This is a genomic window from Bacillus sp. BC05(2025) (assembly GCF_056725905.1).
Map to the genome: position 1 here is coordinate 711973 of NZ_JBWYRA010000001.1, position 26237 is coordinate 738209.

30 protein-coding genes, 1 pseudogene and 1 riboswitch are annotated in these 26237 nt (G+C 34.6%); of the genes and pseudogenes, 8 read left to right on the forward strand and 23 right to left on the reverse strand.

Annotation, left to right across the window (positions count from 1 at the left end):
- Positions 1-38: 38 nt before the first annotated feature.
- From ACZ76X_RS03750 to ACZ76X_RS03760, 3 genes are all read right to left on the reverse strand, one after another.
- Positions 39-788, reverse strand: a complete 750-nt coding sequence (locus ACZ76X_RS03750) for a DnaD domain-containing protein (protein ID WP_479849589.1) — start codon at positions 786-788, stop codon at positions 39-41.
- A 302-nt stretch (positions 789-1090) separates the two neighbouring features.
- Positions 1091-2866 carry an S-layer homology domain-containing protein gene (locus tag ACZ76X_RS03755; protein ID WP_479849590.1) on the reverse strand — a complete coding sequence of 592 codons (1776 nt, stop codon included), beginning with the start codon at positions 2864-2866 and terminating at the stop codon, positions 1091-1093.
- A gap of 365 nt (positions 2867-3231) precedes the next feature.
- Positions 3232-3690 carry a hypothetical protein gene (locus ACZ76X_RS03760; RefSeq protein ID WP_479849591.1) on the reverse strand — a complete coding sequence of 153 codons (459 nt, stop codon included), beginning with the start codon at positions 3688-3690 and terminating at the stop codon, positions 3232-3234.
- Positions 3691-4159: 469 nt separating this feature from the next.
- Between ACZ76X_RS03760 and ACZ76X_RS03765 the strand changes: the two genes are divergently transcribed.
- Positions 4160-4867 carry a DNA alkylation repair protein gene (locus tag ACZ76X_RS03765; protein WP_479849592.1) on the forward strand — a complete coding sequence of 236 codons (708 nt, stop codon included), beginning with the start codon at positions 4160-4162 and terminating at the stop codon, positions 4865-4867.
- 97 nt (positions 4868-4964) lie between these two features.
- On the opposite strand, the gene ACZ76X_RS03770 is transcribed toward ACZ76X_RS03765, so the two are convergent.
- Positions 4965-5297: a DUF3895 domain-containing protein gene (locus ACZ76X_RS03770; protein ID WP_098668444.1), complete on the reverse strand. Its 333-nt coding sequence runs from the start codon at positions 5295-5297 to the stop codon at positions 4965-4967.
- A 194-nt stretch (positions 5298-5491) separates the two neighbouring features.
- Between ACZ76X_RS03770 and ACZ76X_RS03775 the strand changes: the two are divergent.
- Positions 5492-5779 (forward strand): annotated as a pseudogene (locus tag ACZ76X_RS03775) (S-layer homology domain-containing protein); the annotation flags it as partial.
- Positions 5780-6135: 356 nt separating this feature from the next.
- Here the strand turns inward: ACZ76X_RS03775 and ACZ76X_RS03780 are convergent.
- From ACZ76X_RS03780 to phaZ, 7 genes are all read right to left on the reverse strand, one after another.
- Positions 6136-6867, reverse strand: coding sequence for a M15 family metallopeptidase (locus tag ACZ76X_RS03780; RefSeq protein ID WP_098668445.1), 732 nt, complete (start codon positions 6865-6867; stop codon positions 6136-6138).
- A gap of 48 nt (positions 6868-6915) precedes the next feature.
- Positions 6916-8151, reverse strand: a complete 1236-nt coding sequence (locus ACZ76X_RS03785) for a CapA family protein (protein ID WP_479849593.1) — start codon at positions 8149-8151, stop codon at positions 6916-6918.
- Positions 8152-8446: 295 nt separating this feature from the next.
- Positions 8447-8605, reverse strand: coding sequence for a hypothetical protein (locus tag ACZ76X_RS03790; RefSeq protein WP_479849594.1), 159 nt, complete (start codon positions 8603-8605; stop codon positions 8447-8449).
- Between the two features lie 83 nt (positions 8606-8688).
- A complete protein-coding gene (locus ACZ76X_RS03795; RefSeq protein WP_098668447.1) occupies positions 8689-8889 on the reverse strand; it encodes an NETI motif-containing protein in 201 nt (66 codons plus the stop codon).
- A complete protein-coding gene (locus ACZ76X_RS03800) occupies positions 8873-10069 on the reverse strand; it encodes an MFS transporter (RefSeq protein ID WP_098668448.1) in 1197 nt (398 codons plus the stop codon). Before ACZ76X_RS03800 ends, ACZ76X_RS03795 begins: the two co-directional genes overlap by 17 nt.
- Positions 10070-10182: 113 nt before the next feature.
- On the reverse strand, positions 10183-10416 hold the full coding sequence (locus ACZ76X_RS03805) for a hypothetical protein (protein ID WP_479849595.1): 234 nt from the start codon (positions 10414-10416) through the stop codon (positions 10183-10185).
- Positions 10417-10476: 60 nt separating this feature from the next.
- The gene (phaZ, locus tag ACZ76X_RS03810) at positions 10477-11394 is read right to left on the reverse strand and encodes an intracellular short-chain-length polyhydroxyalkanoate depolymerase (protein ID WP_142337414.1); all 918 of its coding nucleotides are present in this window, start codon (positions 11392-11394) and stop codon (positions 10477-10479) included.
- Between the two features lie 174 nt (positions 11395-11568).
- Here phaZ and ACZ76X_RS03815 point away from each other — a divergent pair, with 174 nt between their 5' ends.
- The 3 genes from ACZ76X_RS03815 (at position 11569) to ACZ76X_RS03825 (ending at position 14560) form a co-directional block, all read left to right on the forward strand.
- The gene (locus ACZ76X_RS03815) at positions 11569-11985 is read left to right on the forward strand and encodes a MarR family winged helix-turn-helix transcriptional regulator (protein WP_139365427.1); all 417 of its coding nucleotides are present in this window, start codon (positions 11569-11571) and stop codon (positions 11983-11985) included.
- 15 nt (positions 11986-12000) lie between these two features.
- Positions 12001-13200, forward strand: coding sequence for an MFS transporter (locus ACZ76X_RS03820; protein ID WP_048525207.1), 1200 nt, complete (start codon positions 12001-12003; stop codon positions 13198-13200).
- A 100-nt stretch (positions 13201-13300) separates the two neighbouring features.
- Positions 13301-14560 (forward strand): serine hydrolase domain-containing protein, encoded by a 1260-nt coding sequence (locus ACZ76X_RS03825; RefSeq protein WP_479849596.1) that lies wholly within the window; start codon positions 13301-13303, stop codon positions 14558-14560.
- 421 nt (positions 14561-14981) lie between these two features.
- On the opposite strand, the gene ACZ76X_RS03830 is transcribed toward ACZ76X_RS03825, so the two are convergent.
- Genes ACZ76X_RS03830 through ACZ76X_RS03840 form a run of 3 tightly spaced genes read right to left on the reverse strand, consistent with a single transcriptional unit; the run spans position 14982 to position 16908 of the window.
- Positions 14982-15770, reverse strand: a complete 789-nt coding sequence (locus ACZ76X_RS03830; protein ID WP_479849597.1) for an ABC transporter permease subunit — start codon at positions 15768-15770, stop codon at positions 14982-14984.
- Complete coding sequence (locus tag ACZ76X_RS03835) at positions 15767-16672, reverse strand: ABC transporter ATP-binding protein (protein ID WP_479849598.1); 906 nt, start codon at positions 16670-16672, stop codon at positions 15767-15769. Before ACZ76X_RS03835 ends, ACZ76X_RS03830 begins: the two co-directional genes overlap by 4 nt.
- Positions 16669-16908, reverse strand: a complete 240-nt coding sequence (locus tag ACZ76X_RS03840) for a PLD nuclease N-terminal domain-containing protein (protein WP_087958979.1) — start codon at positions 16906-16908, stop codon at positions 16669-16671. Before ACZ76X_RS03840 ends, ACZ76X_RS03835 begins: the two co-directional genes overlap by 4 nt.
- A gap of 122 nt (positions 16909-17030) precedes the next feature.
- On the opposite strand from ACZ76X_RS03840, the gene ACZ76X_RS03845 reads away from it, so the two are divergent.
- The gene (locus ACZ76X_RS03845) at positions 17031-17576 is read left to right on the forward strand and encodes a transcriptional regulator (protein WP_000066854.1); all 546 of its coding nucleotides are present in this window, start codon (positions 17031-17033) and stop codon (positions 17574-17576) included.
- A gap of 155 nt (positions 17577-17731) precedes the next feature.
- On the opposite strand, the gene ACZ76X_RS03850 is transcribed toward ACZ76X_RS03845, so the two are convergent.
- The 5 genes from ACZ76X_RS03850 to alo all read right to left on the reverse strand — a co-directional run bounded on the left by ACZ76X_RS03850 (position 17732) and on the right by alo (position 22058).
- On the reverse strand, positions 17732-18160 hold the full coding sequence (locus ACZ76X_RS03850; protein WP_479849599.1) for a YvaD family protein: 429 nt from the start codon (positions 18158-18160) through the stop codon (positions 17732-17734).
- Positions 18157-18519: a DMT family transporter gene (locus ACZ76X_RS03855; RefSeq protein WP_479849600.1), complete on the reverse strand. Its 363-nt coding sequence runs from the start codon at positions 18517-18519 to the stop codon at positions 18157-18159. Before ACZ76X_RS03855 ends, ACZ76X_RS03850 begins: the two co-directional genes overlap by 4 nt.
- Positions 18520-18533: 14 nt before the next feature.
- Positions 18534-19091 (reverse strand): TetR/AcrR family transcriptional regulator, encoded by a 558-nt coding sequence (locus ACZ76X_RS03860; RefSeq protein ID WP_479849601.1) that lies wholly within the window; start codon positions 19089-19091, stop codon positions 18534-18536.
- Positions 19092-19526: 435 nt separating this feature from the next.
- Entirely contained in the window at positions 19527-20279 is a 753-nt protein-coding gene (locus ACZ76X_RS03865) for a DUF7225 domain-containing protein (RefSeq protein ID WP_479849602.1), read from the reverse strand.
- Between the two features lie 240 nt (positions 20280-20519).
- Entirely contained in the window at positions 20520-22058 is a 1539-nt protein-coding gene (gene alo, locus ACZ76X_RS03870) for an anthrolysin O/cereolysin O family cholesterol-dependent cytolysin Alo (RefSeq protein WP_479849603.1), read from the reverse strand.
- Positions 22059-22463: 405 nt separating this feature from the next.
- On the opposite strand from alo, the gene ACZ76X_RS03875 reads away from it, so the two are divergent.
- Entirely contained in the window at positions 22464-23810 is a 1347-nt protein-coding gene (locus ACZ76X_RS03875) for a short-chain fatty acid transporter (RefSeq protein ID WP_479849604.1), read from the forward strand.
- A gap of 40 nt (positions 23811-23850) precedes the next feature.
- On the opposite strand, the gene ACZ76X_RS03880 is transcribed toward ACZ76X_RS03875, so the two are convergent.
- The 4 genes from ACZ76X_RS03880 to ACZ76X_RS03895 all read right to left on the reverse strand — a co-directional run bounded on the left by ACZ76X_RS03880 (position 23851) and on the right by ACZ76X_RS03895 (position 25700).
- Positions 23851-24204 (reverse strand): group-specific protein, encoded by a 354-nt coding sequence (locus ACZ76X_RS03880; protein ID WP_479849605.1) that lies wholly within the window; start codon positions 24202-24204, stop codon positions 23851-23853.
- Positions 24201-24776 carry an NAD(P)H-dependent oxidoreductase gene (locus ACZ76X_RS03885; RefSeq protein WP_001101667.1) on the reverse strand — a complete coding sequence of 192 codons (576 nt, stop codon included), beginning with the start codon at positions 24774-24776 and terminating at the stop codon, positions 24201-24203. The genes ACZ76X_RS03880 and ACZ76X_RS03885 overlap by 4 nt, the downstream gene beginning before the upstream one ends.
- Positions 24777-24799: 23 nt before the next feature.
- Positions 24800-25189 (reverse strand): SWIM zinc finger family protein, encoded by a 390-nt coding sequence (locus tag ACZ76X_RS03890; RefSeq protein WP_479849606.1) that lies wholly within the window; start codon positions 25187-25189, stop codon positions 24800-24802.
- Positions 25190-25442: 253 nt separating this feature from the next.
- Entirely contained in the window at positions 25443-25700 is a 258-nt protein-coding gene (locus ACZ76X_RS03895; RefSeq protein WP_479849607.1) for a hypothetical protein, read from the reverse strand.
- Positions 25701-25802: 102 nt separating this feature from the next.
- A riboswitch (SAM riboswitch) is annotated at positions 25803-25901 on the reverse strand.
- A gap of 122 nt (positions 25902-26023) precedes the next feature.
- Between ACZ76X_RS03895 and ACZ76X_RS03900 the strand changes: the two genes are divergently transcribed.
- Positions 26024-26215, forward strand: coding sequence for a hypothetical protein (locus ACZ76X_RS03900; protein ID WP_000544998.1), 192 nt, complete (start codon positions 26024-26026; stop codon positions 26213-26215).
- Positions 26216-26237 lie beyond the last annotated feature (22 nt).

A 26237-nucleotide genomic window follows, 5' to 3' on the forward strand; every position in this document is an offset into this window, starting at 1 on the left:
TTAAGGAAGAACCTTTTAGAAAATTAGAAAAACCCATACTATGGATCATATAAACTACATACATCTCCCTTATGTACGCCTTCCCTTACTTCAAGGAAATCTGCTCTCCCTTTTTCACACCAATTCCTCAAAATCCCCTTCACATAAGCGAACGTTCGCTTATTCTGTTCAAACGCAATCTTAAGAGCCTCCAATACTCTCTCTCCTGAAACTTTTTGTATCCACTTTTTCAATTCCTTCACGATATAGGGAGATAAACTACTTATATGTTGTTCGTAAAACTTATAAACTTCGCTATGCGGAGTATCTTCTTCTATCTCTTCCTTCTCCTCAGCAACTACTTCTAAACTACTATTATCCTCTTCTTTCGGCATACCAAAATGCTTTAATAACAATGGAATCTTCCATTCTTCTTCCAGGCATTTACGTAAAAACATATGTATGAATTCTTTATTTTTTACAGTCTTTAACTCACGTAACACACACTTCTCTACATTCGTATTTAAAATAGGGTTATAGTGTAACCAATTTAGTATGTATAACTCTTTCGTTTCCGCATCATATAAAATCTTTCCATATGCAACAAACCTATTTAACAACTTCTCAACAGTCTCCATACTGTAGCCTGTTTCCAGTTCAGCTAAACGTTTCGGTAATACGTAAATTCCACATTGCTTCGTTTTCGTACCAGTTAACAAATATATGTAAAAGTAACGCTCCTCTGGCGTTAAATCTAATATGAATTCATCTTGCCAAAAGTTCACCTGCACATTACGGTACACCGCCATATGTTTCCCTCCTCCTTTTATTCATAAAAAGACAGAATTCAACCCTTCAATATACATATAGGAATGAGGCCCTTGTTTTTGCATTTGAATTCCAAATTTTTTTAACTATTACAACACTGGTTTTATTTTTTCACGCTTTTTTGTTCTTGTAGTTGTTTTTGTTTTTGTTTTTGTTTTGTTTTTTCTTAGTGATTTATTACTTGGTAGGGGCTTATAAGGGGCTTGGAAGGGGCTTAATAGCGGCTAATATAAAAAGGAGCTGCTCCAAATTCTCATTTTGGATAGCTCCTTTAACATTCTTTCTATTTTTGACTTACATTTAACATCTTTACTAAAAAGGCAGCTGCCTCACCACGAGTTGTTGTACCTTTAGGATTAAACTCATTATTTCCAACACCAGTAACTACCTGTAAGCTATATAATCGTTGAACGGGCTGTTTATATGTGATCAAATGTTTATCCCTAAATGGTAATGCGACTAATTCACCTGTAACACCTTTATACTGTAATGCGTTGTCAATCATGATAGATGCTTCTTCACGAGTGATTGGTGCGTTCGGGTCAAAAATCCCCCCGCCACGACCGCTAATAATTCCTGCACTTGCACTACGTTTCATACCGTCATGAAGTGATGGGTGTGCTTTGTTAATATCTACAAATGACTTATTTCCTTCTGGTAGTTTAAGAGCATTGGCGATTAATGTCGCAAACTCAGCTCTCGTTACATTACGATAAGGTGCAAATACACTGTTTCCTTCACCGTGCATGATTCCGAGGCTGTTCAGCTTACGAATATGCCCTTCAAACCATCCACCTGTAATATCATCTTTTGGTTTTTGTACTTCTTTATTTGGCACATTATAGTTTATCTTAGTCCAACTTGGGTTATAGAAAATCCACTCATCATTACCTACTTTATACCAACCGTTTTTAACTGCTAACACTTTGTAACGATCTCCCTTTGAAGCCTTACGAACGGTTTGATATTCAAGTCCTGCACCGCTACGCACATTTATACCGTCACCATTTACTACAAGCTCCATATTAGGTTCAGCTGGATTATATTCATTTGAATCAAATAGCTCGTTTCTTTCTTGTAAAGGCGAATCAATTTGTGCGTTAACATTTGCATACCATTGAATACCTTGTACGAATCCGGCCCAATTCCCACGAGAAATTAAAATATTAGGACAGTTTTTTCCGCTCCATTGTTGATGTCTATAAATATGGTCCGCGCTAATACCTTCTTTGTTCATTAAATATCCTGCAAGTCGCTTTGCATTCTCTAACGCTTTATTGTAATCTCCATCTTGGTTAACTGAAATTTCAATACCGATGGATTCTCTATTTCCTGAACCATCACCATCTCCTGCATGCCAACCGTTTTCATTTGTTGGTAAATGCTGATAAATTTGTTTATCGTCTACAGTAAAATGCCATGAGGCTGTTCGGAACGTCCCCTCTGTTGCTTGTTTATACAAATACTTCGCATGGTTTTCAGCATTTGCACCACGGGCAGTGTTTGCAGTTTCGTGAATTGTAATATAACGTGCTTTCATCGGATTAGCAGGACGAATATCAGGATTTCCTGCTGGAACAATCCACTCTACAAACGGTACACCTGCAAGTGTTCCATATTTCTTCTTCATCATCGATGCACTATATTGAACAGCTCTTGGCTTTTCAACTGGCTTCATTTCGCGAGTAGAACCATCATTTCGACCGTCTACATGTTCAAATGCCTTTTCAATATTTGAAATAGCTTCATCTTCCGCTACTTGGCCTTTTTTCGCTTCTTTCATTTTATGCAACTCTTCTGTTTCATCATATTTATGCTTATATTCTTCTAGAAGAATTTCCTCATTTTCTGATACTTCTGCTTCATTAATTTGCATGTGGTCTGGAGTTTCTAGATTGAAATCAGAATAACTTAATCCACCCGTTCCACGTTCCCCTTGTGCGATACGAAGTTGATCGGTTTGAAGATTTTTACTCTTTTCTGCTGATATCACTAAAGGTGCGCTCCCTAACATTACTAAACTTGTTGATAGTATGATTACTCGTTTTTTAATATTCATTGCTGTATGAAATACCTACACAGTTCGTGTATGTATCCTAACCTCCCTTTATTTTCTCATTCGTGAAAGACTATGAATCTACTATGTATAAAAATATGTTTATTCCACCTTTTTTATAAACACCTCATTTTATCCCTAGCAGGCGAATTATAGTTTCTAGAAAATTCCTTAACAGACATTATTTTATAACCAATTGCAATTGTCGTCAAAAGCACTTATCCTCATACACACTACTACTTCTTAAAAATAGATTAGGATACCTTTTACTGATTTTCTTCAACAAGAAGGACCTTTATAATTTTTCATATTTACTATGTATCTATTAAATAAATCCTGTTTCTTTATATTTTTTATTTTAGCTTCTATTACAAATCCCCTTTAACATTTTCAACAATCTCATTTATCGTATTTCGATCAAACTTATCACTAATTTCGTATGGTTCACGATCTGCTACTAATTGTACACCTACAATATCATTGCGATCTTTACCATATTGCACTTCAATAATGGATCCACGCTCTATTTGTTTCCAAACGAGACTTGCTTCATCTTTATTATCTAACATCAAACAGTCCTCAATATTTTCATCAATTCCTATTAACTTGTTGTCATCTATAAATCCAACCTCGTATTGTTGACGTTCTTTCGCTTTTCCACTTACTAATATACCTTTGCTTCCATATGAGTAATCCGTATAGTCCTTTTTCTCCGATTGTGCCGCTTTCGGTTCTTCTGCTTTAGTTCTTTCAGCGTTCCCACAACCCATGATAAGACTAATTGGCATCACTGTAGTTAGTACTACTCTAGTAAATTTCTTTATCATTTAGAATCAGCCTCACATATTTAACTTTAAATTCCATTTATCCCCTTACCAAATAATAACATAATAATATCGAGAAAGAGCCAAAGGTTAACTATTATTTTCATCCTCAAAATTTATGTAATAAGCTATCCCTCTGTATTCACTTCCCTTTTATTCCCATATAGTCCCCTTACAATTATAGATAGCTAGACTTTCAAAATCACTACCTGCATTATCTACAAATTATAGAAAGTAGACATCCTACTCACATAAGACTTAAAATTAGGAAGTATGGAAAACATGATAAAAGATATAAAGTGAAACTTTAATCAGTCCTCACCAATCGGGCTTTTACGGGCAGCCCGACCCCCACCTAACTTCTTTGCTTCCGCTGAATTTTAAGTTGGGGGTCTTACTGCCCGTTAAAGCGGGATAAACTAGATGCTCACAATTAACATGGTCTTTATATTAAGGAAGGAAGTGTACAGCTATGAATTTTAAAACAGTTATGCAAGAGCTTGAAGCCCTTGGTAAAGAAAGAACGAAAAAAATATACATATCTAATGGCGCACACGAGCCAGTTTTCGGCGTAGCTACAGGTGCTATGAAACCAATTGCTAAGAAAATAAAAATAAATCAAGAATTAGCTGAAGAACTTTATGCGACAGGCAACTACGATGCTATGTACTTTGCAGGCATTATCGCAAATCCAAAAGCTATGAGTGAATCGGATTTTAATCGCTGGATGGATGGGGCGTATTTTTATATGCTATCTGATTATGTCGTAGCAGTAACTTTATCGGAGTCAGATATTGCACAAGATGTTGCTGATACATGGATTGCAAGTGGTGAGGAGCTTAAAATGTCTGCTGGCTGGAGTTGCTACTGCTGGCTTTTAGGAAATCGTAAAGACAACGAATTTTCCGAAAGCAAAATTTCCGCTATGCTTGAAATGGTAAAAAATACGATTCATGATTCGCCAGAACGAACTAAATCCGCTATGAATAATTTCTTAAACACGGTAGCAATTTCATATGTACCACTACACGAAAAGGCAGTCGAGATTGCAAAAGAAGTTGGTATAGTTGAAGTAAAACGTGAAAATAAAAAGAGCAGTTTGCTAAATGCTTCCGAAAGTATTCAGAAAGAACTTGATAGAGGAAGACTTGGTTTCAAACGTAAGTATGTTAGATGTTAAATGATTAAAAAAGGTGGCAATCTAAGCAAGATTGACACCTTTTTTATGTGAAAAACGAATGAACTCCCTAGGAAATTATTCATTCCCCCTGCACACCTTATCCGTTAAACATTTCTTCATTCAATTTATAAACCCTATCTCTTTTCTCATCACTTTTAACAAAAATAAGCTTTCCTTCTTTAACAAAGCCTTCTAATAATAAGCATACTTCTCCATATGCTTTAGGCTTATTGGTTGTGAATCTTTCATCTGATATTTTTCCAGCTCGTATTAATTGTTCGCATAGCTCAAGAGCACTTATTTCTTCAGAATCCATTAATTCCAATATATCTTTTTGTAATGGCGATAAAGGTACTGGAATTTCAGCTACCTCCACCTTTTCTTTCTCGTTTTCTTCTTCAAATAAATCTTCAAATGAAATTTGATTCATTACTTCTTTTCCTTTCTAACGATTAATTTGTATAACATGAACTGAATCCTATATCGTAGCTATTGTTATGTATTACTTACCTTTTTACATAAATCTCAAACTCATGTACATCGTTTCATATAGTATGTTTTGATTATACCAAATATACGTTCTGTTTTCTATCGTAGATTGGAAAACAGAACGTTTTACTGTATCTACCACATGTTTTGAAAAAAGCACCATGTACAGAATGTGATGCACCTAATATAGCGGTTTACGGCGATTATAATATTGACATGTACCCTTCGGACGCTAGATATATTTCAGTGAAAATGGATATCACTATTAATGAATGAAAAGGATGGTTTGGTGAGCCATATGGAATCGGAGAGGATATAACTAGTGAAGGCTTCATATATAATCGAGGAAGCTATTCTCTTTATTTCAGCTTCTCTGATGGCTATATTCAACGCGCCGAAATATCTAAAAATGAAAACTGTTAATAAGTTACAAACAATATAAATATATAAACCTGTACTCGTCTTTTAGTTTTTCAGCTCCTTCTATGAAGGTAAGACCAGGGATACCTAACCCATGTAAGCAAGTATTCCATGTTACGAATGAAAAAAGGATCTGATATGAATATCAGATCCTTTTTCACTGCTTCTTTTATAACTTTAAGTTCTTGATACATACATAGGTTCATACGTACTTACATTATCATACACAGTTTTCGCAATACTAAGAGGAAGATGGAGACATCCTTCAGATCCAACTTTTCCAGTGACAATGCATAATTTATCTCCTTTATTGAGGAGAAATATGTCTACTGGCTTTTTAATAGAATCAAAGTGTACTTTTATTTGTCAGACTTGATTTTTTCGCAATATTCTTCTAAAGTTAATCCCTTTTCTTTTAGATATATAGCAACTTCTTTTCCTACATAACGATAGTGCCATGGCTCATACTTAATGCCAGTAATTTCCTCTTTATCTTTTGGATAGCGAAGAATAAAACCATACTCTGCAGCATTTTTATCTAACCATTTAAATGCATCGGTAGTTTCAAATTTTGCATTTAAGTCTTCTACAGTATTTTGCCATTCAACTGAAATAATGTCTAACGCTAATCCAGTATGATGCTCACTTGCGCCAGGATACTGAAGATATTCCAATGCCTTAGCACTAGCCTCTGTATCCGACAAACCTTGAGATTTATAGCTTTTAACTGAAGCATCATAATAAGTTTGTTGTAATTTTATAGCTCGATAACCTGACCTTAAATAAAGATTAATGCCCTCTTTTTTTGCAGCTGTTACCATATCCTGATAGGAAGTTGCAATTCTGCTATCTATTTTCATATTTGGCTTAGCACTTTGGGTGATACTTGTTAATTCAATCCCTAGTTCCTTTGGTAACATATGTTCTCTATTTACAAGAATAATTCTCCAATCATTAAGATCAGAAATAGGTAAAGTATCTTTTTTATTCGCTTTTATATCAATTTTATTTTTATCATTATGATTAGTAGTTTCCTGAGATGTTTGTTTTCCACTACAAGCAGCAAGGCTCCATCCCAATGCCAATACCAATGCTAAAATTATAATTTTTTTAATTGTATCTCATTCCCTTTTTGTTTATTAGTCTTTATACCAATTTCCCAACACTTCTTTAGGAATATCCTTAAAATCCTTCAAAGAAACAGGGCCGTCAAATTCTTTAACCCCATGTTTTTTAGAATTTTCATCTGAATAATCTTTTAAAAATTGAATTTTAAAATGCTTCTTACCATCAGCATAGTCGGTTACTGTCGGTACAACTGCAGCTTGTCGTATACCAAAAGTTTCATCTTCATACTTAACAAATTGTATATACGATAGTCCTCCAATCAATGTTTCTAATTTTTCTTGAGCAGAAATAAGATTTCCAAGAGAATAATAGATTAGCGTCTGATGTCCATCTTTATTTTCTTTCCACTCAATTGGTTGGATTACATGTGGATGATTTCCAATCACTACATCTACGCCTAAATCTGTTAAATATTGAGCAATTTCTTTTTGTTGCTTTGAAGGCGTAAAAGTATATTCTACTCCCCAATGCACCATAACAATCACCATATCAGAATTATTCTTTGCCTTTTCCACATCATTTTGTATCGCTTTTTTATCAATTACATTTAATGCCCAAGACTTATCACCTGGAATTTTATTTCCATTCGTACCATATGTATAATTAAGTAGCCCAAAGCGAATACCATTTTTGGTGATCGTTTTTATTTCATTGCGTTCGTTTTGACTCTCATTAATGCCTACTGGGATAACATCCTGATATTTCTTCCAGTATTCTCTTGTATTCATCACACCTTTAATACCCATATCCATAGCGTGATTTGTCGCTTGAGTCACTATATTGAATCCAGTGTCCACTAAAGATTGACCTACTTCTTCAGGTGTATTGAAAGTAGGATATCCCTGTACTTTTAGATGATTTCCTGCAATTGGAGTCTCCTGGTTCACAATAGCAAGATCACTTGATTGAACAGCTTTTTTTATATTTTCATAAATATAGTTATAATCATATGAACCATCTTTTTGTTTTCCATCTTTAATTACTGCGTCATGATATAAATTATCACCCGTTGCTATTAAATTCACTACCGATTTTACTTTTTTATCTTCAATAAAATTAGGGGATTTTTGAATAGGACTTTTATCGACCCAATTCGGTGTTTTTAATGATGTATCTGCCTTTGATTGAGCCGGTGGTAATGAAGCTTTAGATGTCTTAATATCTGTATTGTCACAAGCGGTTAAAATCAATAAAAAAATAAAACATACTAAAAAAAGCTTTTTATTTCTCTGTAAATTATCTAACATGTAATCCTCTTTTCTGTTTTATTACTAATAACCAATTCTAACAAATAACTTTTAAAACAGCGTATTTTTGTTTTACACTTAATTTTTGAAAACACTCTATTAAATTTGCTTCGGAATATACGGATAATCTTTTTCACTTTCTAACAATCTATTATTTCTATCAGAATGAATAGATAGCTAGAAAAACATTATCCAATAGGATGTTGAATTTGATATACTAGTTCCAATTGTAATAGCAGGTGAATCTAAACTAGAGAGGCGAATAGTTCATATATCCTTCTCTCTTGCTTTACGTTTATGAGTGGCTCCAAAAATAAGAGATTGCTGCCGCCCCCTCTTTAGTTAGTGCGAAATCTGTGTAACTAATTTCTTTAAGTTGAGCGACAATTATTATACCGTTAACAACAAGTAAGCCCCAAGAACTTATTTTAGCAATATACGGAAAAAGTAGCAATCCTTTCTCCGCCCAATATAAACAAACCCTCCAACTCAAACGATTTGGAGGGCTCTATACCACAAAGAAGAACTTTTATTAGATTACTTCAATTTCCCTTCAAAAACAATTTTCCTACCGCACGGTTCAACTTCTGTTTTGCCGTTTTTCTTCACTTCATGAAAGATTGGTTCTTCCATACGACGAGACGGTGCATAGCCTTCTTGTTCCATACGTGCTAAGCAATCTGTAATTGTTTCGTTTTCGAGTACTTCAAATTTCTTTTTCTTAGGTTGTTTTGTCATGCCCTAACCTACTTTCTATTTTTCTTGATGCGAATTGATTCTTCATGTAGACGATATATAACATTGCGAGAATTCCTATTATAATCATAACCGCAATAAAAAAGCTTGTATACTGTATTTTTTCTATAAATACGCCTCCTAATACAGGTCCCAGTATACTTCCTAAACTAAAAGCGATTCCAGATAAGATATTACCTGCTGGTAGTAAGTGTCTCGGTAATAAATCTGTCATAAATCCAAGTCCTAACGAGAAGCACGATCCAATGACCATACCAGCTAACAACATGCAGGCAAAGACGATCCAGTAATATTGATCAAATACGGCTGCCAGCAAGAAAATGCCCGTACTTATGCAGAACGTCCACGTTAAAATACGGTCCCTTCCGTATTTGTCACTTAATATACCGAGCGGAATTTGTGTAATAATGCCCCCAACTGCAAATGCTGGTAATAAGAAGGATACTTCTGAAACAGACCATCCTTTACGAAGCGCGTATACTGGTAAGTTACTGTTTAACATTGCTTCCAGTACGCCGTATGCAAGTGGTCCCAGCAGTGCAATCCATCCTAATCCAACAACTTGTTTATAACGAGAAAATGATGATTCACTCTTCACTTCTCTTTCATCTTGCGCCGGGAATGCATTTTTCGTCGGCAGTAATAATAGCCAACCTATTAAGCACAGTATAGTGGATATAATAAATGGCGTTGCAAGACCGTACTGAACAGTGCTTGCTAAATACGGACCAACGGCAAAACCAATTCCGAAGAATACACCGTATATCGATACTTGTCTCCCTATTTTACTTGGGTCTGCTGTTGTCGTAATCCATGTTTGTGTTCCGACATGAAGCATATGATCTCCGACTCCAACTACAAATCTAAGAATAAACCATACCCAAAATGAAAAAGTTTGTGTAAAAAAGAATAATGAAATAATAACGAGAAACCCACCAATGACGATAATTGGCTTCATTCCAAACTTTTGCATCGGCTTTTCAAGAAACGGCGAAATAACTAATATCCCAATGTATAGTGCCGTCGCATGAATACCGTTAATACTTGAACTAACCCCTTCTTGTTCAAAAATCATTGCAATGGCCGGTAAAAGCATCCCTTGTGATAAACCTGAGATTGCTACAATCCCAACCATAATCCAAAAAGTAAAACGCATCGACATCCCTTTCCCTCTCCTTCTCACGCTTTCCACCTTTCATTATAAACTGTTTCTTCAAATACGTGTACGAATATTCGCAATTAAAAAGAAGCTAAAAGAATGAACCTTTTAGCTTCTTATCCTTCCCAAACTTGTGCTTTCACATTGTTATGGAATTGCTTGAAATACGGATGTTTATAAAAAGCAGTTTCATACACGTATTGCTGTGCATGAGCAATTGGTGGCTGCGGGTATTGCATTTGTAAAGGGACTACAGCTGGTGAAACTTGCATATACATCGGAGCTATCATTATTTTTGTATATATATGATGATTATATGGCGAATGCGCAATTAAGAACGGATGATGCATGGATAATCTCCCCTTTTACCTACAATGTTATAGTATATGCAATACCTTTCATTTCGGGGATTATTTCTCTTCTAACCAATCCTCTACATGTTTTATAAATACATCTAAACAATCAATAAACGGCGAATGACCACAATCCTCTAACACTTTCAACTCTGCATTCGGTAAATGTTTTGCTAATTCTTCACCGACCACTTGCGGTACGACATAATCTCTGTCACCTTGTACGACAAGTGTTGGAGCTTTAATATGATGAATTTGCTTATTCCCCTCTACAACCCCGTTATGTTCATCCGAAATATTAAATGTAATGAGCGCATAATTTACATCTACGAAATTACGTTGCGTTAACATATCGTCTAAATACTTTTCATAACGATCCGGTTCCGGTTGATTATGTGTATATATTAATAAATTCCATACTGTACGGTAATATAATTTATTCATATTTTTTATCGCGTCTAGCACTGGAGCAATTTGTACGGGATCTTGTGCAACCTCTTCCTTCGTCTTTACTAAACTTGATACGATTGGCTGCCCGTTTATATCTTTTTTAAAAATTGGATATCCCTTCATGCCCACTGATTCTACTAAAATTAACTTTTCTACAAATGTTGGATGATTCGCTGTAAATTGCATCGCAACACCACCGCCCATTGACCAGCCCATTAATGAAAATTTCTCTAGCTTCAATTGATCGACAAATAGTTTTACATCTATTGCAAAGTCTTGTAATGAATCTATCGATTGATTATATGTTGATTGGCCAAATCCTCTTAAATCAAGAGCGTAAATATGGTATTGATCTTGCAGCTTTTCAATAACTAAATCCCAATGTTGTGACGACGTCATATTCCCGTGAATGAGTACAAGAATTTCTGTATTTTGCCTTCCAACTTCCTGATACGCAATCGTTTCTCCGTTCGATAGTGAAACAAACTCCATTGTTGCAGGCTTAATCATCACAAGTTCCCCCATTCTTTTTAATAGAAAGAAAATTCTTTACTTAATTAAAGAATAGCATGTAGAATATACGTTCGCAACATAAAACCTATACGAAATTTTTACATAAATCAACATGTCTATTACTAGACAATTATAATGAAAAAGTATATAGTTAGCTAGGTAACTAATTTGAAAGGATCAAAATACATGGACGAAAAACAACATTTTTTTCACATTGTCAGCCAGACTTCTCGCAAGTTTACGAAGAAATTTAATGAACGCGTATCTCCCACTGGGTTATTTAGTGCGCAATGGGCTGTTATTTTCCGCATCAATCAAACTGGTTCTTGTACACAAACAGAGTTATGCCAGTATTTAAATGTTGAATCACCAACGATGACTCGTACGTTAACACGTATGGAAACGATGGGATGGATTATTCGTACAGAAGGAAAAGATCGCCGTGAGAAGCTTATTTCTTTATCAGAAACAGCGATAAAAATGATTCCGGTATGGCAAGAAGAAGTTGATACTTTTGAAGAAAAGACGCTAGAAGGTATTAACGAAGATGAGTTACATCAAGCATTTCAAGTGTTACAACAAATTATTAAAAACTTAGATTAAATTGGAGGGATGACGATGCAAAGTGAGAAACTTTGGACGAAGGATTTCCTCGGAACTTGTTTTAGTAGTCTATTTCTCTTTTTAACATTTTATATGCTTATGACTACTTTACCTGTCTATGTAATAGACGGTCTAAAAGGAAAACCTGAGGAAATTGGTTTAGTTGCAACTGTATTTCTTATTTCATCTGTTTTATGTCGACCATTTACAGGAAAATGGCTCGATGATTTAGGAAGAAAGAAAATATTATTTATTTCACTTTCTTTATTTTTAGCCGCTACTGTTATGTATTTCGGTGCGCAAAGTTTATTTTTATTACTTGCCCTTCGCTTCTTACATGGTATTGGGTTCGGTATGGCAACAACTGCAACGGGTACGATTGTCACAGATGTTGCGCCAGCTCATAGACGCGGCGAAGCACTTGCCTATTTCGGCGTATTCATGAGTTTGCCGATGGTAATTGGTCCTTTTTTAGGTTTAACAATTATTTCTCATTTTTCATTTACAGTATTATTTATCGTTTGTTCCGTATTTTCATTGCTTGCATTTTTATTAGGACTACTTGTAAATATTCCGCATGAAGCACCAGTAAAGAAACAAAAACAAGAAAAAATGAAATGGAAAGACTTACTTGAACCATCTTCTATTCCGATCGCTCTGACAGGATTTGTTTTAGCCTTTTCTTATAGTGGCATTTTATCCTTTATTCCTATTTATGCAAAAGAGCTCGGTTTAGCTGACATTGCAAGTTACTTCTTTATTTTATACGCACTTGTTGTTGTAATTTCTCGTCCATTTACAGGTAAGATTTTTGATCGCTTCGGTGAAAATGTACTTGTTTACCCAGCTATCATTATTTTCACAATTGGGATGTTCATTTTAAGCCAAGCACAAACTTCATTTTGGTTCCTTGGCGCAGGTATGTTAATCGGTTTAGGCTATGGAACATTAATTCCTAGCTTCCAAACGATTGCGATTTCTGCCGCTCCAAACCATCGACGTGGTTCTGCGACAGCTACGTACTTCTCATTCTTTGATAGTGGTATTGGCTTTGGTTCTTTCATTTTAGGTATCGTCGCAGCGAAATCGAGTTACCATAATATGTATTTTATCGCAGCTATTATCGTTGCGTTTACTTTACTTCTCTATTATGGATTACACGGACGAAAACAAAAATTCAAGAAACAACATACAGACGGAAAAGTTTCCGCTTAACATAAATAAGGAAAGTAAACTTCCCCGTTTACTTTCCTTATTTTGTATTTCTTTCAATAGAAGCGTATACTTATAATAGAAATAAAAAGGAGGGACCGCTATGAAACTAAAAAAATCTCCCCTACTCTTACTCATAATCACATTCATATTTGTAATTACAGGGCTCGGTTTTACATACTTCAAACATAATAAAACAATCCCATCGAAAAATAACGTGACGAAGAAAAATTGGTTAGATGACCCGTACTTACGTTGGTCGTATACACATATGAAAGAATTCACTTTAATTAACGAGGTGAAAAATAACCCGGATCACGTTTCCCACTTCTCTACCGCATTGCAAAACTTAGACGATTTTGCTGTAGAGCGTAGATTTGGAAATACAATTCCTCTAAAAAAACTTTTAGACGATAATAAAACGGATGCTTTTGTCGTTGTACATAATGGACAACTTGTATATGAACGATATTTCAATGGATATAACGAGAGCGAACCTCATGGTATGGCGTCATTAGCGAAGGTTTTTTCCGGAGCAATAATACAATCTCTCGCTGAAGAAAACCGTATTGACTTAGAAAAAACAGCTGACACATATATAAAAGAATTAAAAAATACACCATTCGGAAAAGCAACACTACAGCAATTAATGGACATGCAAGTGTCTGCAGAGTACCCTACTCACGGATACGAACATCCAGCGTTAGAAAATCAAGATGCACAACTATACTTGGCGAGCAATATTTTACCTCGAGGTAAAAATTACGATGGTCCAATGAAAATTTATGATATGTTACAAGAAGCAGAAGAAACTGCACCACCTGGTTCTGCCTTTTCTTACAATAACGGATCGACAGAAACACTCGCTTGGGTGATTCGAACGATCACTGGTCAATCATTAGCTGAAAATGTTAGCGAGCGCATATGGTCTCAAATTGGTATGGAAGAAAACGCGTATTACGTTACAGATGAAACGAAAGTAGAACAAGCAAGTGCTGGATTAAATGCAAATGCTAGAGATATGGCTAGATTCGGACAATTACTATTAAACAACGGGGAATATAACGGAAAACAAATTCTCCCTTCTTCTATTACTGAAGATATAAAAAATGTCCAAGAAGGTGAACTTGCAGTTGGCCCTGGAGCTTCCATTTCTTATCATAATCAATGGTGGATTCCGCACAATGAACAAGGTGCTTTCGAAGTGTTAGGTAGTTACGGACAAACACTTTACATCGATCCAAAAGCAAACATGGTCATTGTCCACTTCTCTTCTAACGCTACGCCAAGTAATGAAATCCATTCAGTTTACTCAAATATGTATATTGATATTGCGCATCATTTAGAAAAGCTTTCACAGTAGTGGAGACAGGAGTTTAAACCTTACATGTATGACTATTTGATTGAACACACAATCTGTTGTGTTGAAACATCCATATATCTAAAAAAGGAGCTCTCTTGATAAAGAGAGCTCCTTTTTTTATTTCTTCTTCTTTTCTGTCGGTTGACTTTGTTTAGCGAAATTAGATGAATCATCGAAATTTGGTTGCTTTTTACCAGCATTATTACTTCTACCTTTTCCCATATGTAATGCACCTCCCCTCATCCTTACTATTCCCAATAAAAAAATCCTCTTGCATCCAGAAGTTTTTTTATTGTCCCTTATTCATAAGGCACCACTGTTCTCGTAGTAATTCCAACACTTTCAGTTAGAGAAGCTTCCACAGTAGTGGAAGCTTTTTATTGTTGGGGTGTTTTATTTAAACCCATTACCCTCATCACATTTATTCATAATGAAACTTTTTATTAGCAATCCAATAATACGTTACGAAGAGTGTCAATAAAATCCACACTATAGTTAGTAATCCAGTAATTATTGCGTTTGAATTTACGCCCCCCGTAACTAACGTTTCCATTGCATACTTACTCATACCGGCTGGATTAAGCCGATCCATTATTGGATTCAAACCGACAATTACTCTGCAGGCTAAAAGGAACGCAATTGAAATTAATGCAATAATACCTTGACTGTGAAAAATAGCACTTATCATCGTTGTGAAAGATACGATAAAAAGAACCCAAATTAGATAAAATAGTAATCCAGTAATTAGGTGTGCAAATGGAACGGCAGTAAAAAGAAAATTTACATATAGATAAGAAGTTACGTATCCAATTGTTACACTAAACGCTACCATTACATAGTTTGACACTATTTTCCCACCTACATATGAAGTAACAGTAACGGGCCTTGTTAAAATAAAGGCCAGCATACCATTAGCTTTATCTGTTTGAATTGCACCCATCATAGAAATCACTAGAATCATAAGTCCAAGCTGGTCAAACTGGGATCCCAAGGTAGTCGCTAATACTTCGCCCCCTTTTTGCGCTGCCATACTCAGATCAATTGTAATTCCCTGGCCTCCACCTAACGCTTCTAGAATTGATGGTAAATAATGAGTTACTATCGGCTGTGTTGCACCTAAAAATATAAAAACAATTGGTAGCCAAATGATCTTAAAATCACGTAACATTTGAACACATTCTTTTTTTATCAATACCATTGAGTTATTCATTTTTGCACCACCAATTTCAAGAAAATCTCTTCTAAAGTATCGTTGCTCATTTCAAATTTAACGATGTCCACTTCATGTTCGAGTGCATTTTGTAATAACATATTTTTGTTTATTTCGATACTTTCAACCTTCACTTTGATTTTAAGCCCAACCACTTCTACGTTCTTCACATACGGTAATTTTTTCACAATTTCAATCCACTTTTGATCTTTAGCTGTTATTTCAATAACTAATTTATTTTCACGATTACGGTGTAAAAGCTCCGTAATCGTTGTGTCTTCTATTTTTGTTCCATCTTTTATAATGACAAGTCGTTCACAGATTTCTTCTGCATCGCTTAAGATGTGGGTTGATAATAAAATGGTTGTATCTTTTTTTATTTCTTCAATCAGATTCAATACTTCCCGCCGGCCGATCGGATCTAATGCGGATACCGGTTCATCCATGACAATAAGCGAAGGTTTATGCAATAATGCTTGTGCAATACCAAGTCGTTGCTTCATTCCACCAGAAAATGTACTAACCTTTGTATTTTCTTCTCCCTTTAGTCCAACTTTCTCCAACATTTTCGGAATCGACTTTGACAATTCTTCTTTTTTCAACCCCGAAAGTTGGCCCATAAACGTAAGCGTTTCTCTCGCTGTCATCCAATGAAAAAAATTAGGATATTGAGGTAGATAACCAATTTCACTTTTCATTTTTGATATTTTTATCCCATTCAATAAAACTTCACCAGCAGTTGGATTAGTAATATCCGAAATTACTTTTATTAATGTGGATTTCCCTGCTCCGTTTGGTCCAATTAATCCGACGCATTCCCCCGCTTGCAATTCCATCGAGAAATTATTGACAGCAATTTTCCCTTTAAATGATTTTGTTACATTTTTAATCTCTAATTTCATAATTTCCCACTGTCCTTTCTCCCTATAACAAAGTACAAGATAGGTCCCAATATATTAACGAAAAGAATAATTAACGTCCATACAAGTACATTTTTTCTTGTCTTCCTATGTCGATATAAATCAATGAATGCAATTAAAACTAAAAGTGCCCCCACTGCAATAACTGGCAATATAATGGGTAGAAAAGCCATAATATCAATGTCTTTAAGATCATTCAATCCATAATGTATTTTCATTGTCATCACTCCTTCTAAATCTCATTATCATTATTGATAATGATAAAATAAAAACAGATGGATTGCAATCATTATTCTCATTATTTATAATGAGAATAAAAAACGATATATAAGGTGATATAATGAGTAATAAAGTTGAAATTTTAATGCATCCGGTAAGAATGAAAATTTGCCAAGTGTTAATGAGAAATAAAGAAGATGGGCTAACACCATTAGAAATGGTAAAAATCATTAAAAATGTACCTCAAGCAACACTATATAGGCAGCTACAAACAATGGTTGATTCTGGTATCGTCCATGTAATTAAAGAAAAAAAGGTGAAATCTGTTTCTGAAAAATATTACGCAATCAATGAAGAAGATGCAAAAATTGAAGGAAGTGAATGGAAAGGATTATCTGATGATGAAAAGTTAAACTACATTTCCTATTACCAGTTATCACTTATGACACAATATCAAAGTTACCTTAAGAAATTAGAAGAACAAAACAGTCAAGAAGATAAGGCTACTTTTTCTGTAGTAGAATTAAAGCTAGACGAGGAACACTTTGGAAAATTTCAAAACGAACTTAACGAATTAATGATTAAATACTACAATAGCCAAAGTAAAGATGACGAAATAGAGGCTCCAGTTCGGACCGTCGCTATTACAATTATTCCAGAAACGTGAACTAACTCAATATACATAATACAAGCCGATGCTTCCTTACCATAGGAATCATCGGCTATCTTCAGTTCGAAAATTATTTTGACTTCTGCTGTATGGCTGGCGAAAAAAACTGATTTAGAAATTCGAATCTGCTTAAAGATCCTGTCTTTCTTATATTAAATGAATTCTTTTCTTTCTTTTCTCATATTCGTCTCATACCATCCACACTCTCTCCAAACACTTTTTAACAAGAAGCATGGGTAAACTAATAAATATAAATTAGGAATCCACCAAGAAATATCGAAATCTAAACGGATTGTCCAAAATGCTAGAGCTTGTAATCCTGAACAAAAAGTTAAAATTAATGATAAGAACGCAAAGTGGCTCCAAATATGTTTTTGTTTAGAATGTAAATACAAACTTAGAAATCCCGTTAACGAGATTAACAAATCCAAGGGTAAAAAAGACCAGTTCCATGCTACTAAAATAGGATCTTGGTAGTCTTTAAACAAATATTCTTGGGGAATCATATGAAAAATTGTTATGAGCCAATATACAACAAACCCAAAATCAGTAATAAGAAAAAAATACTTTAAACGATTCAATGTATACGTTCCTCCACTACTTCTTTTTTCTTCGCTTCATGTGCCGTACTATTAAAATTTAAAATTACAACTCCAATTAAAATAAAGAGAATTGCTAGTATCTTAGTTACATTGATACTTTCTCCAAAATAAAAGAACCCAATTATTGTAATCGTTACAATTCCCATACCTGACCAAACCGCATAGGCAACAGACATTTCCATCCCCTTTAATGCGAATGACAGAAATACAAAACTTACTACATAAAATAAAAAAATAAGTATGCTTGGTACAAGTTTCGTTAATCCATCAGATAGTTTCATTGCAGTTGTACCCGCTACTTCAAATAAAATTGCTAAGCATAAATAAATCCACTGCACTATTCTCCCACCTTTTACTCCGAATTAGAGATTCCATAGATCAACATGTCCATAATAGACTCAAGTATACTCCCTAATGTATAATTACTCTTTTCAATAAACATAGGATCATATATGCGATTCAGTGCTCCCAAATATAATTCAATAAAAAATGGAATTTGAATCTTTCTAATGCTTCCTTCTCTCATTCCCTCTTCTAATAAACTGATTACAGTAGACCAACCTTCACGTAAAAACTGATCTAATTTTAACCATTGATTATAATGATGTTTTTTTAGTTCTACTAATAAACGTGCATCCATGAATTGAAATTGTTGCGGAATACAAATTAAGATGAGTCTTATTTTTTCAACTGTTTGTAATGCATCATCTTCAGCTATATTTTTTTCCTTTTCTTGAATACTTTCTATTACATGACGAATAACTTCATCTACTATTTCATCTTTTGAAGAAAAGTGCTCATAAATTGTCCTCTTACTCACAGCTAATTGTTTTGCTAAATCACTAATTGTAAATGTAAACCCCTTCGTTTGAATTTGATGACTTGTTTCTGTTACTATTCTTTGTTTCATAATCCGCCCCCTAAACCATTGGTACCATTTTGGTTTTTTTAGTACCATTTCATTTTACAATATTTAACACAACCTACACAATGTTTATTTTAAATTTTCTGATTCAACAACTCAAAAGAGCTGAAATATGAGAGCAATGATGGTCATACCTGCATATTCAACAATAAAATGAATGTATAGAAGCCTTAAAAAGCGAAATACAGCTTTATAAGGCTATATTGGTTTATATTCTTTTCTTGATTGATGAGTCTGGGTAGAAAATATCAGTCACTGAGCATTAATGCTTTTTAATGAGTAATAAAAAAATGGTTATAAATTCAATAGTAGTCTTTTTCCAAGTATCCTTTTTTATATGATTCCTATAACAATTACAAAGCTGAATCATCATCTTTAAAGCTGCTTGCTTCTGCTAAAAGACTATAGAAAAAGACACCTTTATACGAGTGTCTTTTCTACTCTTTTTAAAGAATTTATATCAACCTCATAAGTATTCCCATATGGTCTAAGTGATGGAATCTCTTCCTTTGGCCCATAAAATAATAGTTTCAAATCATCATCTTTATACTGAACTACGAAGAAGTCATCAAATTGATCAAATGTGTTTTGATTGATCGTGATAAACCCTTTTTCTTGGGCAGTTGTTTTAACACTTATTCTTCGTCCATCTTTAATGACATCATATCCATGCTGATTCGTCACTTTGGATAGCTCACCATTCGTGTAAAGGACACAAAAAAATTCACCTAGACGACCTATAAGATGTCTTAATTCAGTCGCCTTACAACCAAGAATATTCATTTCAAATCTTAACATTTCAAAGTATTCCTCATATAACTTTTTAATTTGTGAGATTCCTATTTTATCCTTCTCCTTATAGAAAAGAAGTTTCCCATTTTCCCACTCACCTACAACAGATTCACACTCTGCCCCTTTAGGTTTGTGAAAAACTAATCCAGTATAAGGATAATCTTCACCTATATATCTATAAGTTTTTTTGTTTATATATATAAACAAATTTTTATTAACAGCCCTCCCTTTGTTATAACGGTTATAACAATAATCAGCCGGATTAATACTCCTCGGTTTCGTATTAAATTTTGCTATTAATCTGGCCTTTATCTCTACAGATGTTAAAGTATCACCTATTTTTTCTTTAAGAGCCTCTATAAATTGCTCATAAATAGTCAATGTAACCCTCTCCTCGTATTTCTCAATATTTTTATACCTAGTAGAACTTCACTCTATAATTTGGCCTAATTGTGGGATATTATATTTAAAATCCTTTAGAAATTTATATAACTTTCTATATGAATTTTACATTTAATTGCTTAAATTTCATAGTCTATTAAATAAATTGAATGGGGAGAAACACCGATATACTTTCAACTAAATAAAAAGCGCCCTATAAACAGGGCGCTTTACTCCAACCTAATGACTAATAGTAGCAGTTGGATATAATGTTGTTCCTCCAATTGAAACCTTTATTTCATTTGTTAACGGAACATTTTGTTCATTAATAATTGTTCTCCACCATTCCCATGCAAGACCTGTACATTCTCTTGCTACGATTTTTATATTTTTTGAATTTGGTGGAAGAGGGATAACTGTAGAGTAATGAGCCGTTTTGTCTTTGCCACTACCTTCCCATATTTTATGTGTTAGTACTTCTTTCCCATTTTGATCAAATGTGAATTCATCCCAAGATACATCAAATTGAGCAACGTAAGCACCGTAATGATCAAGTGTCATTTTAGCACTTGAATATTCTGTAGTTGTCGTCTCGATATAATCTGTATTGTTATGAACAGCAGCTGTTGCATTATCTTTTAAGAAAGTGCTTGTATATGAAATTGGGTATGCTGGATTTTTAAAACTTAATTCAGCATTATCTTTAATGATGTTTCGGATTTCATTGAAATCTTTTGTAACAATCTTGTTATGCTCTTTCGCATCTCCGCCTAATACGACAGCCGTAAAGGTACTTTCTTCAAAAATATCTTTGTACTGTCCACTCGTTTCGACGCTGTTATTCTTAAGTAAAGCTTTAAAAGCAGCTTGTACATCTTTACTCTTAGATGTGGTTTCTAATTTTACATAAACCGTTCTACCATAAGCTACATTTGAAACCATGACAGGTGGAGCTGAATTACTTACTCCTTTACGAGTTAGCTCATCAAAAGTAACACTATTATCAAATAGATCGGATGGATTGTTAGGTAGTTCAGCACTTACAGTATAGAATATTTGCTTATATGCAGCCACCATCACTTTTTTCTCTCCATTTGCAACTGCATTAAAATCAATGTTCAGACTGTTATCAAGATATTTCGCATTAACATTAAGAGCACTAGCGATTTGTGATTTACTATAAACCATAGATTCTGTATACTGCATTCTTGCAGGTAACGTATGTGTTGCGGAATACTTTTCATTCCAAGTAGATACTAAATCATCTACTGCTCCAGCTACATTACCATATGTCGGATTTTGGACAGTGATTGTATTTTCTTTTCTCATGCCAGGTAAATCTATACTAATATTCAAAGGCTTTCTCTTAGCCACTAATAAACTCGGTTGATTGTCTGCAAAAGCTTTATTGGCAAGTTGTACAGCTCCTGGATACGTGCGATTCGCTACAGAATCAATAATCGAAATATCGACTGGTGACGTTGTAAGTGATTTTTTCTCGCGTTCCACTACTACAAATTTACCATTTGAATTGATACTTTCTTTCGGAACAAAACTCTCAACTTTATCACCATTTACAGCTAAAACCTCTTGATTATTATATGTAAGGTTTGCTATACCAGTATCGATGCTACTAGCATTTTTATTTATATCATTTGCATTACCGATTTGTGTTTCTGCAAAAGAAATAGACGAATAATGAATCGTGCATAGACTAACTAATAAACATGCAAGGAACTTTCTTTTCTTGGTATTTTTCTTATTATTCAGAAAAATCACCCCGTTCTATTTTTAATAAGATATAATAATAGATTGATACACGATAGCTAACTAATACACTTACATAAACGCTTTTAAAAGTTCTTGGACTAAAGGAATTACTCCACCTAAAAATTTTAAAACTGCCATTGCGATTTCCATATTACTTCCTCCTCTTTGCTGTATTAAGATGTGTTGTATATTTATGCTTTCATTATAATAAGCTTTTACATTTGCATCAATTCATTTTTATATGCAATATTTCATATTGAGGAAAGCAACTTTTTCTGTCTGGGTGATGGGATACTACTCTTCTTAACAATATTTCACCCCTCTATAAATATCAGAATTTTCTAATTCTAAAAGGTTATGAACGAATCAACCTCGAATAATTGTAATAAACATACATAAGGAGGTTGATCTATTTTGTTTCGTTCCTTTACCAATGGTTGCGTCGCCTTAGTGCAACGTTTCTTGCCAGAGCCGTTTATTTTATCATGTTTATTAACTGTTTTTGTTATCTTCTTCGGCATGTTTGCAACGCACCAAACGCCGGTGGAAATGATCACTCATTGGGGTGATGGAATTTGGGGACTTCTCGCCTTTTCTATGCAAATGGCGCTTGTACTCGTGACAGGATCGGCTTTAGCAAATGCTCCCCTCATTAAAAAAGGATTAACGAAAGCTGCAAGGTTACCGAAAACGAATGGACAAGGTATTATTGCCATTTCAATCGTTAGTTTACTAGGGGCATACATAAATTGGGGATTTGGTATTGTTGTATCTGTTTTATATGCAAAAGAAGTAGCAAGGCAGCTGGAAGGATTAGATTATAGACTAGCCATTGCCTCTTCCTATTCTGGATTTCTCATTTGGCATGCGGGGCTTTCTGCTTCTATTCCTCTTACGTTAGCAACTGGCGGTGAAACGTTAATTAAAACGACAGCTGGAAGTATTAAAGAAGCGATTCCAATAACAGAAACGTTATTCTCACCATACGCACTTGTACCAGTTATTATTTTTCTCGTTACGATGCCTCTCATTAATAAAGCGATGCATCCAGATGAAAAACATACGATAACTGTAGATCCTAGCGTATTCCATGAAGAGGCTGCCGCTCAAGAAGTAGGAAACAATACGTTCGCTGAAAAAATGGAAAATAGCATCATTATTACACTTTGCGTTGGCTTGTTAGGTCTTATTTATATTTTCAATTACTTTTATACGAAAGGCTTTAACCTTACGCTAGATATCGTGATTTTTATGTTATTAATTGCTGGGCTTATTTTCCACCGTACTCCGATTCAATATATTCGCGCTTTTTCAGATTCTACAAAAAGTGCTTCTGGCATTTTACTTCAGTTTCCGTTTTATGCTGGAATTATGGGAATGATGATTGGAGCAAATAGTGAAGGACTTTCACTTGGAGGGGCTATTTCGAATTTCTTTATTAGCATTTCAAACGAAACGACTTTCCCGCTCTTTACTTTTTTAAGTGCTGGCATCGTTAATATTTTCGTTCCATCTGGTGGCGGTCAATGGGCTGTGCAAGCCCCCATTATGATTCCAGCTGGCGCTGAACTTGGTGTACCTGCTGCAAAAACAGCAATGGCAATTGCGTGGGGCGATGCTTGGACGAATTTGATTCAACCATTCTGGGCATTACCTGCATTGGCGATAGCTAGTTTAGGTGCCCGTGACATTATGGGATTTTGCGTTGTTAACTTACTATATGCAGGATTTATCATTAGTCTATGTTTCTTATTTATTTAAACGAAAAGCTAGTTTTATACTAGCTTTTTTACACAATAAATCATTTATTTCCCACGCAATTTATAATAGTTCTCCACTCTATCTCCGTAAGATGTAATGCCTCAAATGCAAAAAAATCTCCACATACTTTTTCAATTAGATGTGGATTGTTTTTAAGGAAATTCCACTGCAGCGCTTTAGGAAGAAAATACGTTTCATATTCTTTACTTCCTCTTACTACCTCATCCACTTCTCTTTCACAAATTCCTCTTATTAAATAATCATTTCTTAATTGAATCTGTATTTGTTGAAACGTTTCACTACATTTCTTCAATTGAATTAAGCAATTCATATATGTACGAAAAAGTTCATTATCATACTGACAACAATTTATAATACGTTCCATTTCATTCATAACGTACGAGCCTTTTCTTCTATTTGTAATAACCACTTTTCCCGCTTCTCTCGTTTACTCGTTTTCACAGATTGAAAAACAGATCGTTTTATATCGCGAATGCCGCAAAAACGTAAAACACCTCTCTTCATTATAATCCAATCGGCTGATCGATATAGTAGTGCGACGTACCATAACGGTGAGTCTAACGTATTAATTACCCATGCCTTCTTACCTTTTAGTAACCCTTTCGGCAGGGCACCTTCATATTTATAAGCAAAACCAGCAACGAAAATGCGATCAATAAATCCTTTTAAAATAGCTGGCATCCCCCACCACCATATTGGATAAATGAAGAGAAGAGTATCCGCTTCTTCTACTAACGCTCTGTACCGAGCTGTTTCTTCTTCATTTACTAAATCACGCCTTTTCTTCTCTTCATTAAATACAAGGACGGGATTAAATTGTTCTTTATATAAATCAAGTACCGTAACCGAATGGTTTGTTTCTTGTAATCCTTTTTGTACATGCTTTAAAATCGCCGCGTTAAAACTTGAAGGACTAGGATGAGCGTATACAATTAGTACATTCAATACATAACAACTCCCTCTATAAATTAAAGTTTCCCCTTCTTTAACATCTTCTCTACAATTTGTACGTTTTTTGAGCTTTGTAATAAACGGTTTAATACGGTAAGCAACTCTTCCTTGTCTAAATCTTTCAGTTTCTCTTTCACCGTACTTTCACCAGCACCTTGAATATCATAAACAACTGCCGCCATATGTTTACAATAGTTTTCATATGGACACTCACAGCTACTTTCTGTAAAATCTTCAAGATCAATAATCACTTCATAGTTTCCTGCATTTCCAGTAACGAAAGCAAATATTTTCTTGTCTTGTATTTCAACATCATCTACATGTCCTTCTTCATAATATTCATACCCTTGATCCATAATGTACTTAGGTATCCATTTCGTTATATCATGTAATAAACAAGCGTACATAACAACACCTCTTCCTTTAATTCCCTTTTGACTTCCACAACCCCTGTATGTTATTCTAATAACTGTCAAATAGCAAGTCTATATGACAAAACAACTGACACCTATTCGGCGAAGGTGTCTCTTTTCATTTGCAGCCGATATGAAGTGCCTCTTTCAGGCACATTCAATCTTTGACACTACACACTCAACACCATTCCCTGTATCAGGCTGCTTAAGCAGTCTTTTACTCTACATACTTCAAAAAAAAGAGAGCTTAGCTCCCTTTTCCCGCCTTATAAAATACCCCTTTTTCCGTATAGAGATATTCATCAGCTAATGTAATTTTCCCATCCAGTTTCAGTTCATCTAATAGTCTTGATAAATAAAATTGATGTAACATCTTTTTCGTGAATTTTCCTTCATGATGCGAAACGATATGTTCTTGAATATCTAACAATGATATTGGCTTATCCTGCTCTATCATATATTCATAAACTGTACTACGCAGTTTTACGTATTTTTCGAGTATCACAGTAGCTCGCAACCCCTTTCTTCTTAATATAAATTTTTTCGTAATCGGTTTTTTTGCAATAAAAAAACCTCTCCGATAAGAAGAAGTTACGTATATATCTTCGTCTTATCTCCCAGAACAAATATGTTCTGCTGGAATTAGCACCTGCATCGCGGTTGCTGGGTTTCATCGGGCCAGTCCCTCCACCTCTCTGGATAAGAAAATATTCACTTAATTCTTACTATACGTAATTTCATTTTAATTGTCAAACAAATATAACAAATTATATTTTGCTTCTTACTGTTCATACTATACATATATGAACATGCAAGGAGGATTATGAAATGCACGAAAATGCTCGCGGATATGTACAAGACTCATTTCAATCATTACAAGAAGCAAAACATTGTTTAGAAGCTGCACTACAAACTGTTGAAAAAGATTTTAATCGCGCACGTATTGAACAATCTCTTTATGCGATCGAACAAGCTATTCAACGTTGTGATTACACGGTTCACATTTTAGAACAAGATTGAAAAAACTTCCCATCATAAGGTG